The 14,710-nt window shown below is 34.2% G+C and carries 8 protein-coding genes; all 8 read left to right on the forward strand.

Features of this window, described 5'->3' with window-relative positions; translation table 11 throughout:
- The 8 genes from FUA22_RS15475 to FUA22_RS15510 all read left to right on the forward strand — a co-directional run bounded on the left by FUA22_RS15475 (position 1) and on the right by FUA22_RS15510 (position 14,708).
- Positions 1–765: an HpcH/HpaI aldolase family protein gene (locus tag FUA22_RS15475; protein ID WP_147769497.1), complete on the forward strand. Its 765-nt coding sequence runs from the start codon at positions 1–3 to the stop codon at positions 763–765.
- A gap of 48 nt (positions 766–813) precedes the next feature.
- Positions 814–2,376 carry an MFS transporter gene (locus FUA22_RS15480; protein ID WP_147769498.1) on the forward strand — a complete coding sequence of 521 codons (1,563 nt, stop codon included), beginning with the start codon at positions 814–816 and terminating at the stop codon, positions 2,374–2,376.
- A 256-nt stretch (positions 2,377–2,632) separates the two neighbouring features.
- Positions 2,633–4,054 (forward strand): sulfatase-like hydrolase/transferase, encoded by a 1,422-nt coding sequence (locus FUA22_RS15485; protein WP_147769499.1) that lies wholly within the window; start codon positions 2,633–2,635, stop codon positions 4,052–4,054.
- Positions 4,055–4,114: 60 nt separating this feature from the next.
- Positions 4,115–6,088, forward strand: a complete 1,974-nt coding sequence (locus tag FUA22_RS15490; protein ID WP_147769500.1) for a glycoside hydrolase family 127 protein — start codon at positions 4,115–4,117, stop codon at positions 6,086–6,088.
- A gap of 32 nt (positions 6,089–6,120) precedes the next feature.
- Positions 6,121–8,004, forward strand: coding sequence for a CRTAC1 family protein (locus tag FUA22_RS15495; RefSeq protein WP_147769501.1), 1,884 nt, complete (start codon positions 6,121–6,123; stop codon positions 8,002–8,004).
- A 213-nt stretch (positions 8,005–8,217) separates the two neighbouring features.
- The gene (locus FUA22_RS15500) at positions 8,218–10,239 is read left to right on the forward strand and encodes a glycoside hydrolase family 127 protein (RefSeq protein ID WP_147769502.1); all 2,022 of its coding nucleotides are present in this window, start codon (positions 8,218–8,220) and stop codon (positions 10,237–10,239) included.
- 164 nt (positions 10,240–10,403) lie between these two features.
- Positions 10,404–12,944, forward strand: coding sequence for a glycoside hydrolase family 2 TIM barrel-domain containing protein (locus FUA22_RS15505; RefSeq protein ID WP_147769503.1), 2,541 nt, complete (start codon positions 10,404–10,406; stop codon positions 12,942–12,944).
- Positions 12,945–13,055: 111 nt separating this feature from the next.
- Positions 13,056–14,708 carry a sulfatase gene (locus FUA22_RS15510; RefSeq protein ID WP_170309948.1) on the forward strand — a complete coding sequence of 551 codons (1,653 nt, stop codon included), beginning with the start codon at positions 13,056–13,058 and terminating at the stop codon, positions 14,706–14,708.
- Positions 14,709–14,710: the final 2 nt, after the last annotated feature.

Here is a 14,710-nt window from a genome sequence, read left to right on the forward strand (position 1 = left end):
ATGACAAAAAACTTATTAAAAGAAAATCTTAGAAAGGGTCAAACAGTTTTTGGCCCTTTTTGTAAATTACAAGATCCAGCAATCGTAGAAATAGCCGCATTAAGCGGTTTTGATTTTGTAATCATAGATATGGAACATGGTCCATATAGTATTGAGTCCGTTCAAAATATGGTTAGAGCTGCCGAAGCCAGGGGAATAACTCCTGTGGTTAGAGTTACAGAGAATTCAGAAACTCTAATTTTAAGAACACTTGATATTGGTGTTAAATGTATTCAAGTGCCTCAAATCTGTACAAAAGCTGATGCCGATAAATTGGTGAAAGCTTTAAAATTTTATCCGAAAGGAGAAAGAGGTATGTGCAGATATGTACGTGCTGCAGAATATACTAATATTGGTCCGCAAAACCATTTTGGAAAAGCAAATGATTCAGTCATTTCAATTATTCATATTGAAGGTATGGAAGGAATTAATAATCTATCTGAAATTGTTAAGGTTGACGGGATAGATGTTATTTTCTTAGGACCTTATGATTTATCTCAATCATGTGGTGTTCCTGGAGAAGTAGACCATCCAAAAGTAGTAAATGCCATGAAAGAGGCTGTAGAGGTTGCTCAAAAATATGGTAAATCTGTGGGTACTTTCACAGAATCGCCTGAAAAAGCAAAAATGTGGCGAGATGTTGGTGTTCAATACATTTCTTATGCAGTTGACGTTGGAATTGTTATGAATGCCTTTAAGGAGATTACCAAACAATTAAATGATTAATATCTTTTCAAACATATAAACTAACTAAACTTTTTAATCTAAACTATTATGAGTTCATACAAAAGGAATGCTTATATCTATTCAACCATAGTAGCCATGGGAGGCTTCGTTTTTGGTTTAGATGCAGCTTTAATATCTGGAACAGTTGATTTTATTTCTCAAGAATTTGGATTAAATGAAATTCAGCTAGGTATGGTGGTAGGTGCCCCTGCTGCAGGTGTTTTGTTGGCACTTTTCTTTGCTGGTTTTGCTTGTGATATTTTAGGAAGAAAAAGGACCTTGCAAATAATTGCTACCTTATATGTGGTTTCTGCTGTGGGCTCAACTTTGGCTCCAGATTATATTAGCTTATTATCATTTAGGTTTTTAGGAGGTTTAGCGTTTACGTCAATTTCTTTAGCTTCTATGTATATTGGTGAAATTGCACCACCTGCGCTTAGAGGAAAAATGGTAACTATGATTCAAATTAATATTGTAATAGGACTATCTGGGGCCTACTTTATTAATTATTTAATATTACAATGGGGAGCATCTGATGCTGCATGGGTAGCAGATTTTGGATTTGACAAGCACACATGGAGATGGATGTTGGGGTCTGAGATTATTCCGGCAATTATATGGCTAGGACTTTTGTTTATGGTTCCTCGTAGTCCAACATGGTTGTTTTTCAAAGGAAGAGAGGAAGATGCTAAAAAAACTTTGTTAAAGCTAATGCCTGTTGATAAAATAGAAGCGCATATGGAAGAAATGAAAGAGAGTATTGACGATTCTGAAGGGCGTTCAATCTTAGCACAATTTAAAGGAATTTTCAGAAAGGAGTATCGCGTAATTTTTATTGTCGCTATTACTTTGGCAATAGCGCAACAAACTTCTGGTATTAATGCTATTCTGTTTTATGCGCCAACTGTTTTTGAGCAGATAGGACTTGGAAAGAATGCAGCCTTTATGCAAGCTATTTGGACAGGTTTAACTGGATTAATTTTTACAGTATTTGGTTTGTTACTTGTAGATAGGTTAGGACGCAGGCCTATGATTTTGGGAGGTATGTTATGGATTGTAATAAGCCTTGGTATTGCTTTTTATGGTTTTAATACAGCAACATATACCCTCACAAAAGATGCTATCTCTGAAATTACTGAAATCGAAAACCCAGAGCGCTTAAACAATATGATTGATGTCGAGTATGGTAGTGATATTGAATTAAAGAGAGCGCTTATAGAATCTATAGGTAAAGAGGAGGCCAGAGAGCATTCTAGTTTATTGATTCAAAAGTCAGCTAAGATTAACGCTATTTTAATTTTAATTGGAATCCTTAGTTTTATTGCGGCATTCCATTTTTCCGTCGGTCCGGTTATGTGGGTGTTATTCTCAGAAATATTCCCCACTTCAATACGTGGTATTGCTATTCCATTTTTCACTTTAATAACAAGTACAACAAGTTGGCTTATTCAAACCTTTTTTCCAACACAGCTCTCTAGTTTTGGTATAAGTAATACTCTGCTTTTTTATGCGGTAACGGTGTTCATTGGTATGGTAGTTCTTTCCAAATACTTGGTAGAGACCAAAGGTTTAAGCATTGAAGAAATTCAACAAAAACTTCAAAAGAAGTAGTTAAAAGATAAAAGTATAAAAGTAAAGGTGTTGTTTAATGAATTTTGAACAACACCTTTTGTTTAGTTGTATAATTTAGGTAATATCTTCATGTATTTTAACAATATTACCTCAGATTAAGACATAATTAGGGTAAATAAGTTTCATAATAGGATATTTAAAGTTTATTTTTTGTTTTAAAAGCAAAGTAATTTTAACCTGAATTTAAAGTAGCTTTATTTTATTTAATTTAACACAAAATATGTCACTAAAGTTTATGAAAAATATCGAGTATTTATTGGTCTTACTTTTATTGGTTTCTTGTCAATCAGAATCAAGAGCTCAAGATAAACCAAACATTATTTTCTTGTTTTCAGATGATGCAGGATATGCAGATTTTGGATTTCATGGTAGCAAGATTATGAAAACCCCAAACTTAGATAAACTTTCTAATCAAGGAATTAGGTTTACCGAAGGTTATGTGACTGATGCTACATGCGGTCCTTCAAGAGCTGGACTTATGACCGGGAAATATCAACAAAGATTTGGATATCAAGAAATCAATGTTCCTGGTTATATGAGTGAAAACTCTAAATTTTTAGGAGATGATATGGGTTTACCGGTAGATCAAGTAACCATGGCAGATTATTTAAAAAACTTAGGTTATACAAATGCCATGTATGGAAAATGGCATTTAGGTAATGCCGATCGTTTTCATCCTTTAAGAAGAGGTTTTGATGAATTTTACGGATTTAGAGGAGGCGGAAGGAGTTATTTCCCTTATAAAGATTTTAAAGGTGTGCATCATGATAATAAAATGGAACGAAATTTCGGAAATTATGAAGAACCAGAGGGTTACGCTACAGATGTCTTTGCAGATGAAGCAGTTTCATTTATTGAAAAAAATAAAGATAAACCGTTTTTTATTTATTTAGCATTTAATGCTGTACATACTCCAATGGAAGCTACCGAAGAAGACTTGAAAAAGTTCCCTAATTTAAAGGGTAAGCGTAAAGAAGTTGCTGCCATGACATTATCACTAGATAGAGCCTGTGGTAAGGTAATGGATAAGCTTAAAGAATTAGGTTTAGATGAAAACACAATAGTTGTTTTTTCTAATGATAACGGAGGGCCAACAGATAAAAATGCTTCATTAAACTTACCTTTAAGCGGAACAAAATCAAACCATTTAGAAGGTGGTTTTAGAGTGCCATATTTAATAAAGTGGCCTCGTAAATTTAAAGCATGTACTGTGTATAATTATCCAGTAAGTACATTCGATTTATTACCAACATTTTATGCTGCGGCTGGTGGTGATGTTGCCGATTTGGAAGATGTAGATGGTGTTAATCTAATTCCATTTGTTACTGGAGTAAATAAAGCAAGACCACACCAAGATTTATTTTGGAAAAAAGATGTACGTGCTGTGTATAGGCAGAACGATTGGAAACTCATCCGTTTTGCAGATAGACCAGCAGAATTATATGATTTATCCAAAGATTTAACAGAACAAAACGATTTGGCTGCGGAACACCCTGATCGTTTAAAAAGTATGTTTAAAAAACTATGGGAATGGGAGTTGACTTTAGAACGTCCTTTATGGACGCTTAAACAGCAATTCGAAAAATATGACACTAACCGAATGGATTGGTTCAGAAATCCAGAGTTGGTTAAAAAATATATGGAGAAGTACGATTAATATTTATCCATTAGCAAGAATTATAAAAATTAAAAAATATTAAAGGCAAAATAAATAATCATGAGTAATCACGATAAAGCAATAACAAACACTTCTGCAAGTCCATATGTAAAATTAAAAAGCATCAATTTTGGTGATTGTAAATGGACTTCAGGTTTTTGGTCAGAAAAGGTAGAAACAGCGCAAGAAAAGATGCTTCCTTATATGGGAGATCTTTTATGTGGTGACATTGGTCACGGATTAAATAACTTTAAAATTGCTGCTGGAGAAAAAGAAGGTGAGCACAAAGGATTTTATTGGCATGATGGTGACTTCTTTAAATTTATGGAGGCCAAAACATATATATATGCACTTTCTAAAGATGAGTCTATATTAAATGAATTAGATGAATATATAGCCTTAATTGGAAGGGCTCAGGAAGAAGATGGTTACATACATACCCATGTTCAAATTACCGAAGGTGTTGATAGGTTTGAGAACAGGAAGTACCATGAAATGTACAATTTTGGGCATTTGTTTATTGCAGCTTCTGTTCACAATCGATTAACGGGAAAAAATAATTTCTTAGATATTGCTGTAAAGCAAGCAGACTTGTTACATGCTTATTTTATGCCAGATACAAAACATTACCAACGTTTTGGATTTAATCAAACCCAAATTATGGGTTTGGTTGAGTTGTATAGAACTGTAAAGGATGAAAAATATTTAAGACTGGCAGAAAAATTCATTAACCGTAGAGGTACTTATGAAATAAAGCACGATTCTACAACTGAAGGATATCCAATAGGAGATATGGTTCAAGAAAGAACACCGTTGAGAGAATCTGAAGAAGCTGTAGGTCATGCTGTTCTAGCACTGTATTACTATGCTGGGGCTGCCGATGTTTATGCCGAAACTGGTGAAAAAGCTTTAATTGATGCTTTAGATAAATTATGGGAAAACGTAACTGACAAAAAAATGTATGTTACTGGTGCTGTTGGGCAAGCTCACTATGGGGCTTCAACCAGTTTAGACATGATTGAAGAAGGTTTTATAGATGCTTATATGATGCCAAATATGACAGCCTATAATGAAACCTGCGCCAATTTATGTAATGCTATGTTTAGTCATAGAATGATGGGTATTAAAGAGGAATCTAGATACGCAGATATTATTGAGTTGGTGTTATATAATAGTGGTTTGTCTGGTATAAGTTTAGAGGGAAAAGATTATTTCTATTCTAATCCGTTAAGAATGGTAAACAATACTAGGAATTATGATGCTCATGCTGATGTAACCGAGAGTCCTGTGAGACAACCGTATTTAGAATGTTTCTGTTGTCCACCAAACTTGGTTAGAACTATTTGTAAAAGTTCTGGTTGGGCCTATAATTTATCAGAAAATGGAGTAGCTGTTGTTTTATTTGGAGGAAATAATTTAGAGACAACCATGATAGATGGCTCTTCTTTAAAATTATCGCAAGACACAGATTATCCTTGGAAAGGAATAGTAAAAATTACTGTTGATGAATGTAAAGATTCAGCTTTTGATATTAAATTTAGAATTCCAAAATGGGCAGTAGGAAGTACATTAAAGGTGAATGGTGAAGATGCAGGAGTTGATGTTAACCCTGGAACATTTGCAACTATTACTAGAACTTGGAAAGCCGGGGATACTATTGTATTAAGTATGCCAATGGAAGTTACGCTTCTTGAAGGTCATGATAGAATTGAGGAGGTTAGAAATCAATTGGCTATTAAAAGAGGCCCTATTGTTTATTGCATGGAAACGCCTGATTTACCTGAAAATACAGGGATTTTAGATGTGTACTTACAAGGAAATACTTCTTTTGAGGCAGTTCACAAACCCGATTTTTTAGGAGGAGTTACTGTTGTTGAAACAGAAGTTTTATTAAGGCAAGGAAAAACTGATGATATGTATCAAAGAGTTACAAAGCCTGTATTTAATTCACATAAAACACAATTGGTTCCATATTATGCCTGGAGCAATAGAGGGCAAGCTGAAATGACAGTGTTCATGCCTGTTGTTTGGTAAAACTTTAATGCTTTTAATTTTAAATAATCCTCATGAGTTTATATAATTATAGAGTCAAGGTGCAAGCCTTATGTTTTTTATTTAGTCTTTTTTTACTAAATAACGTTACTGCACAATCAAATCAATCAAACTCGTTTCAAGAAATTTTCAAAGAATTTCCTCGTCAAGAGAAAAACTTAAGAAAGTGGGATGCACCCGTTGTGGCAGATTTGGATCAAGACGGTTATCAAGATTTATTGATAAACGATCATGGTTTTGGTATTCAGGTGCAATGGAATAACAAGGGTAAATTTGCTAAACCTTATGATATCATTATGGGTGATTTACACGGTGTTTCTGTGGGCGATTTTGATAATGATGGAAACCTTGAAGTAGTAATGTCTCGTGGTGGTGGTTCTGGTAGTAATGCCAGAAACTCTAAAATGTATAGAGTTGTAGGTCGGGAGTTTGTGTCACTTCAAGATTTTAAAGAACCCTTGGCTTTAATGCGAGGCCGTACAGTAAGATTTATAGATGGTGATAATGACGGAGATTTAGATTTATTAAATTTTGCGTTTCCTGATAGTGCTAAAAAAGGAGAAAGCGAGAACTATGTATATGAAAATAATGGGAACGGTGAACTTATTCTTCATTCAACATTGCCTGCTATAAAGGTAAACGGACAAAAGACTGTGGTGACAGATTTTAACACAGATAACATCTTAGATATTATTCTATATGGTCATGGAAAAACAAGGGCTTTTAGAGGAAATGGTGATTTAACTTATTCTGAAGTTACAGATAAAATATTTCCGTATAGTATAGAAGAAACTACCAGTATTTGTGAAATTGATTATGATAATGATGGTGATTTAGATTTATTTATCACAAGAGGGAATGACTTCAAGAGCGGACAAAACTTTTATAACCCAGAAACAAAAGATTGGGGATTCTTTACTACAAGAGGAGAATTTCAATTTGATGATTTAGAAACTGGCGATGTTTTGGAAATGGAAAATTTCCAATCGCAATGGCCTAATAATGATACATATTTTATAGGAGAGGCTTCGTATGATTATGAATTTGAAGGAGAAACGCATTCAGGAAAGGATATAAGATTGGTTAATAGTGATGCTCTTGGCTTTCCAGATAATGCTAATTATAATGAAAAGAAAGGCTGGTACATTGGTTACGTTGGCAACAGAAAATGGCGAATTGCTGGATTCCTTTGGGCGCCTTCTACAGGAGTAGTGCACGGAGTGAAAAGTTATAAACCCTATAATAACCCTCAAGGATTTAATGATATTCTTTTAGAAAATTCGAACGGAAAATTTAAAGATGTTACTGAAAAACTAGGTTTACTTAATAGAGAGCATACCATGGCAAGTACGGTAGCCGATTTTGACAATAATGGTTTCAAAGATATTCTAGTTATTAGAAGAGGAAAACTAGTATATGACAATCAATCACATTTATTCTTAAACCAAGGGAAATCAGGGTTTAAAAAAGTTCAAAATCACGGTATTGTTTCTAAAGAATTAGGAGCTATTGGAATGGCTGTTGAGGTTATAGATTATAATAAAGATGGAAAAGTAGATGTTGTTATTGGTAATGAACGTGGAAAATGGCATTTGTTTAAAAATGAATTGCTTGATGCTGCAAACAATAAATACATAACAATTGAAGTTGGGAATTCTCAAAAAGCAAATGTATCTGCATTAGGGGCGGTAGTAGAGATTAACTCTTGTGCTGGTAAACAGGTATATCGTGTTGGTTTTACAGGAGCACAATATTCTCAGGGCTTTGATAATTTTGTGAATTTTGGTTTAGGACAGTGTGATAAATCAGTAAAAGTTAAAATCACTTGGTCTAATGGTGAATCTTCTCAAAAAACTATCAAAAACCTCAATTCTAAAGTTTTTATTGGCAAAAAGTAATTTGATTTAAGTTCACTAGTTTCCTATTTTTATTTATGCTCACTAATTTCTTAAGTGGGGTAAAATATTTTTGGTTTATATCAATAATGGGCTAGTAAATATTGATTCTATATTGAGATGTACAATTAAATTATTTATAGATACATATTATTTCATGATTTGTTGTTCATTTGAATAAATTAGTTTGTTAATGTCATCAAAATCTTTTCTATAATGAAGTTCAATATTTTATTCCTCCTATGTTTTTTATTATCTCTATTTTCTTTTGCACAAGAAAATGGAATTTTAAATAATTCAGAAAGTAAACATGTAAAGTTTAAGAGTATTAATATTGGCGATTGTCAATGGACAGAGGGTTTTTGGGCGGATAAATTTAAAGTGGCACAAGAAACTATGGTCCCATATATGGGAGAACTTTTAACGGGTGATGTTGGGCATGCTTTGAACAACTTTAAGATTGCCGCCGGATTAAAGGAGGGGAAGCATAAGGGAATGAAATGGCATGATGGTGATTTTTATAAATGGATAGAAGCATCAATGTATGTTTATGCTCAGAATAAAGATGAAAAAATTGTTAAAGAAATTGATGGATATATTGATATTATTAAACAAGCTCAAGCAGAGGACGGATATATTCACACCAAGGTTCAAACGGAAGAGGAAATGCACCGATTTGGAAATAGACAACATCATGAGATGTATAATTTTGGGCATCTCTATACCAGTGCCTGTATTCACAATCGCATTACAGGAAAATCCAATTTCTTAGATATAGCTATAAAAAACGCAGATTTTTTATATAGTAAGTTTATGCCAGAACCAAAAGGCTTACTTAAACGCTTTGGTTTTAATCAAACTCAAATAATGGGCTTGGTTGAATTATATAGAAACACTAAGAACAAGAAGTATTTAGAGTTAGCTGAGTTGTTTATTAATTTAAGAGGGCAATCAAAAGTAGAACCAACCGATGTGTCTAGTTATAAGCATATAGGTGATATGGTTCAGGAACGCACTCCAATACGTAAGGCTAAAACGGCTGAAGGGCATGCAGTACTAGCATTGTATTATTATGCTGGTGTTGCAGATGTGGCTGCCGAAACTGGGGAGAAAGCATTAATTAAAGCTTTAGATAGGTTGTGGAGTAACGTTGTAGATAAGAAAATGTACGTTACTGGTGCTTGTGGGCAAACACATCATGGTGTGTCTAAACATGTTGATATGATTCATGAAGGGTTTCTTAATGAGTATATGATGCCAAATTTATCTGCTTATAATGAGACCTGTGCTAACGTATGTAATTCAATGTTTAGTTATAGAATGTTAGGGCTTCATGGAGAATCTAAGTATGCTGATATTATGGAGTTGGTACTTTTTAATAGCGCTTTATCAGGAATTAGTGTAGAAGGGAAGGATTATTTCTATGCTAATCCATTACGAGTTAGTCATGATGGTTATGATCCTGGAAATGATACTGAATTTGATGTTCGCCAACCTTATATTCCATGTTTTTGTTGTCCTCCAAATTTAGTGCGTACAATAACTAAAGTTTCTGGTTGGGCATACAGTTTAACTGAGAATGGTGTTGCGGTGAATCTTTATGGAGGAAATAAATTGTCTACTAAACTATTAGATGGTTCAAATATTGAATTAAAACAGGTTACCAATTATCCTTGGGAGGGTAAAGTGGAAATTACTGTCGAAAAAAGTAAAAAAGAACCTTTTGATATTTTATTAAGAATTCCAGACTGGGCAGAAGGGTCTAAAGTTTTAGTTAACGGAGAACCGATTAATATGGAAGTGAAAGCCAAATCATTCACTGTGATAAATAGACAATGGAAAAAAGGAGATGTATTAACTTTAGACATGCCAATGGATGTTATGCTATTAGAAGGGCATCCACTAATTGAAGAGGTACGAAATCAAGCTGCTGTTAAAAGAGGGCCAGTTGTATACTGCGTTGAATCACCAGATTTACCAGAAGGAACAGATATTTTAGATGTTTACTTACCATTAAAATCAACCTTAACGGCTACTTATAAACCTGATTTTTTAGGTGGTATTTCAACAATTACTGGAGATATAAAACTTCGAAAAGATAATAAACAAGGGATGTATAGAGAAATGTCTGATTTAAAATGGGATACTTATAAAGCACAGTTTGTACCGTATTTTGCTTGGGCAAATAGGGGTAAAGCAGAAATGAGTGTTTGGATTCCTGTAGTTATAGGAGATTAAGTTATACTATTTTTTTAGAATACATATGACCGAAAAAGAGTAATAAATTGACAAATCATGAGCTTTAATAGACTATAAATAAACTAGACAACTTAAATATTTAAGGTATATATTTTACTAATTTGGTATTTGTTAATTAACTTGCATTCTAAACTAAACTTAGAATGAACAAGCACATTTTTACCACACTATTACTTGTAATTTGTTTGTTTTCTTGCGGGGAAAAAACAACTACAAATACATCAGCATTAAGCAGAGAATTAGATTTTAATTTCGATTGGAAATTTCAACTTCAAAAAGACACGGTTTTACCAACTAACGTTCCATTAAAGGATACCGATTGGCGCGATATCAGATTACCCCATGACTGGAGTGTAGAACTTTCGTTTGATGAAAGTTTTGAAGGTTGTACAGGTTATTTGCCAGGTGGAGTTGGCGTGTATCAAAAGCATTTTGAAACACCTGAAGATATTGATAATAAAAGTGTATATGTATTGTTTGATGGGGTTTATAACAACGCTACCTTTTGGTTAAATGGTAAAAAGTTAGGAGAGAATCCATATGGTTATTCTCCAACTTATTTTGATTTAGGACCACTATTAAACAAGAATAAAGAAAACGTATTAACGGTTCATGTAGACCATTCCAGATATGCCGACGGACGTTGGTATACAGGTAGTGGTATTTACAGAAATGTGAAATTAATTACCCTTAATAAATTACATATTCCAATATGGGGTACATTTATTTCCACACCAGTTGCAACAAAAGAAAAAGCATCTATTCATTTAGAAACTACTGTTAACAATCAGTTGGCGAATAACAGTGAGTTTACTTTAACTACAAACATAATTGATGGTGATGGTAACCAGGTTGCTTCAAAAGAAGAACAATTAAGTTTAAGTGCTAATAATAAGGAAGTTTTTGAACAAGATTTTTCGCTTTCAAATCCTAAGCTTTGGGATACCGAAAATCCAAATATGTATAAGGCTGTTACTACTGTTTCTCAAAATGGAAAGGTGGTTGATGAATATACCACGCCTTTCGGAATTAGAAGCCTTCGTTTTGATAACAAAACAGGGTTTTATTTAAATGAAAAGAAAACCAATGTAAAAGGGGTTTGTATTCATCATGCTGCCGGATTAGTTGGGGCTGCTGTGCCAGAAGGTGTTTGGAGAAGGCGTTTTGAAGCTTTAAAAGCTTGTGGTGTCAATGCTATTAGAACAGCACACAATCCATATTCAGAAGAGTTTATGAATCTATGTGATGAAATGGGAATCTTGGTGCAAGATGAGTTTTTTGATGAATGGGATTATGCAAAAGATAAGAGAAAGAACTATCACGATCGCAGTTTTGATTATATCACTCGTGGTTATGTAGAGCATTTTCAAGAATGGGCGCAAAGTGATCTAACTAGAACCATGTTGCGTGATAGGAACCACCCATCAGTTTTTCAATGGAGTATTGGTAATGAAATTGAATGGACTTATTTGCATTACAGATATGATACAGGATTCTGGAAAGACCCTAATGACCCTCAAGCGTCTGGAGGGTATTGGGGAAGTGCTCCAATATTAACGCCTAAAGAGATAAAAGCTAATTATGATGCAGCTGAAAAAGGAGAGTATATTTTGGCAGAAACAGCTCATAAATTGGCAAAATGGACAAGAGAACTGGATCCTACAAGAATTGTTACAACTAACATGGTTGTGCCTCAAACAAGTATGGTGAGCGGTTATGCTGATGCCGTTGATATTTCAGGATTTAGTTATAGAAATCTGGATATAGCTTGGGCTCAGGAGCATTGGCCAGATAGACATATTACTATTAATGAAAATCCTGGAACCTGGGATGATTGGAAACAAGTACTTGAAAAACCAGGCGTATTTAGTATTTTCATGTGGACTGGTATTGATTACATGGGTGAACGAGATGGAGACTGGCCGGAAAAAAGTGGTTGGGGAGATTTATTAGATTTAGCAGGATTTAAATACCAAGGCTGGAATTACTTTAAAAGTATTTGGGTAGATGAACCTCATATTTCTATTGGAACTCTTCCTGTGGCTAAATCTGGTTTTAAACAAACAAGTATTTCTGGTCAACAATTACCTGAAAACAGCAATGCTTATAAGTGGAGAGATTCCAATATGCACTGGAATTATAAAGACGGTGAACCTGTTGTTGTTGAGGTGTGTTCAAACCTTGATTCTGTGGAGCTGTTCTTAAATGGAAAATCATTGGGAAGTAGAAAAGGAGCTGATAGTCCAGATAAACTATGCCGTTGGACAATCCCTTATGAAGTGGGAACTTTAATAGCGAAAGCTACTTCTGGTGAAGATGAGATTTCAACAGAATTGAAAACCACTTCAGAACCTATAGGCTTTACTTTAACAGCCGATAAAATAGAATTAAAGGCAGATGCTTATGATGTTTCACATTTTATAGTGCAGTTGGTTGATAAAGATGGACTTCCAGTAAAAACCGAAAATGCTAAAATAGAATTTGAAGTTGTAGGTGATGCTAAAATTTTAGGAGTTGATAACGGAGCTAGAAGTAATATTCAGGATTTTCAATCTAATAGTCTTACCACTGCAAAAGGAAGATGTTTAATGATTCTTCAGTCAACTAAAAATGCTGGAACTGTAAAAGTTATAGCTAAGGCTCAAGGTTATGATAATCAAGAAGTAACCCTTCAGGTAAAATAACACTTTTAAACAAGGTTAAAATAATATAAGCATAAGGTAAGTCAAGCACTGTTTTTAGCATCTATTTTTTCGTAATTTGAAGGATATTTATTTAATAACTTTTCAATAATTATGAGACTGCTAAAAATAGTGCTTTTGCTTACTATACTTCTAGGTTGTAAAACTAAAGAAGAACCTAAAGATATTCAACCTACCAAAAAGCCGAATATTCTTTTCTTGGCTATTGATGATTTAAGACCTGAAATAGGTGCATATGGATCGGAAATAGCAGTTACGCCAAATTTAGATAAGTTTGCTTCAGGTGGTTTGCTGTTTAACAAAGCATACTGTCAAGAACCTATATGTAGTCCTTCCAGAGCAAGTTTAATGACAGGTGCGCGTCCTGAGACCATAAATGTTATTGAAAATTTCACATACTTTAGAGAAGCAAATCCGCATATTGTAACTGTTGCTCAACTCTTTAAAAGTAACGGGTATGAAACTGTTCATACTGGGAAAATCTTTCATAAACCTGCTTGGGCAGATAATGAAAAATCATGGAGTAGAGAGCCAGCTCATGATAAAATGACCATTAAAAAGAGTAAGGCTCCTGGTGGATATGCTTTACCTGAAAACCAAGAGTTTTCTAAAAAAGCTACCGCTGAGGTTATCGCTAAATATGGCGAAAATGCACCAAGAAATGGTTTAGGAAAAGGTCCGGCATATGAAAGAGCTGATGTTGAAGATACTTTTTACGAAGATGGGTATAATGCAGAATTAGCCATAGCTACCATGAAAGATATGGTAGAAAAAAATCCGGATAAACCTTTCTTTTTAGGTATGGGTATGAAGAAACCTCATTTAAATTGGATGGCTCCTTCAAAATACTGGGATTTATATGACCCTGAAAAAATCAAATTAGCAACACTAACTGATGCTCCTGAAAATGGTGCTTCTATGGGCTTGCATCCTTCATTTGAATTACGTGCTAGATACGGTATTCCCAAAAAAGGGCCTATTGATGATGAGATGGCAAGAAACTTAAAGCATGCGTATTTAGCATGTGTAAGCTATATAGATGCCCAAATAGGTAAAATGATTGATGCTTTAGATGAAGCTGGATTAAGAGATAATACTATAATAATGATTTGGAGTGATCATGGTTTTCATTTAGGTGATATGGGAATCTGGTGTAAAGCTACAAATTATGAAATTGCAACCAGAGTACCTTTAATGGTTTGGACTCCCGATATGCCAAAGGGAACTCGTGGCAAAAAGTCTGATGCTTTAGTAGAGTTGGTTGATATGTACCCTACTTTATGTGAATTAGCAGGTATAGAAAAACCAAGTCATTTAGAAGGTCATAGTTTTGTTCCATTGTTGGAAGATCCAAGTCAAGAATGGAAAAGTGCTGCTTTTAGTCAGTTTCCAACACCGGCTTTAAGAGAATGGGCGGCTAACCCACTTTCTAAAGGAATGAGAGAAACTTATTTTGGGCCTTTAATTGAAGAGGTTGAAGGGAAAATTAAGGCGCAAATGAAAGATAAATGGGATAGAGAATTATTTGAAAATAATTTAATGGGATATGCAATGCGCACCCAAAAATACAGATTCATAGTGTGGAAAGACTATACAAATAAAGATAGTGAGCCTTTGTTTTATGAATTGTATGACCATCAAACAGATCCTGGTGAAACCAAAAATATTGCTGATGACAACCCTGAATTAGTTAAACAATTAATGGGACAATTTAACAAGGGCTGGAAAGGTAACCTCCCTCAATAGTG

The sequence above is a fragment of the Seonamhaeicola maritimus genome (assembly GCF_008056315.1).
Taxonomy (GTDB): Bacteria; Bacteroidota; Bacteroidia; order Flavobacteriales; family Flavobacteriaceae; genus Seonamhaeicola; species Seonamhaeicola maritimus.

What these genes read in the sequence shown, in the direction of transcription:
- FUA22_RS15485 (WP_147769499.1), top strand. Translation starts at nt 2,633, where the DNA reads ATGAAAAATATCGAGTATTTATTGGTCTTACTTTTATTGGTTTCTTGT.
- FUA22_RS15475 (WP_147769497.1), top strand. Translation starts at nt 1, where the DNA reads ATGACAAAAAACTTATTAAAAGAAAATCTTAGAAAGGGTCAAACAGTT.
- FUA22_RS15510 (WP_170309948.1), top strand. Translation starts at nt 13,056, where the DNA reads ATGAGACTGCTAAAAATAGTGCTTTTGCTTACTATACTTCTAGGTTGT.
- FUA22_RS15500 (WP_147769502.1), top strand. Translation starts at nt 8,218, where the DNA reads ATGAAGTTCAATATTTTATTCCTCCTATGTTTTTTATTATCTCTATTT.
- FUA22_RS15480 (WP_147769498.1), top strand. Translation starts at nt 814, where the DNA reads ATGAGTTCATACAAAAGGAATGCTTATATCTATTCAACCATAGTAGCC.
- FUA22_RS15495 (WP_147769501.1), top strand. Translation starts at nt 6,121, where the DNA reads ATGAGTTTATATAATTATAGAGTCAAGGTGCAAGCCTTATGTTTTTTA.
- FUA22_RS15505 (WP_147769503.1), top strand. Translation starts at nt 10,404, where the DNA reads ATGAACAAGCACATTTTTACCACACTATTACTTGTAATTTGTTTGTTT.
- FUA22_RS15490 (WP_147769500.1), top strand. Translation starts at nt 4,115, where the DNA reads ATGAGTAATCACGATAAAGCAATAACAAACACTTCTGCAAGTCCATAT.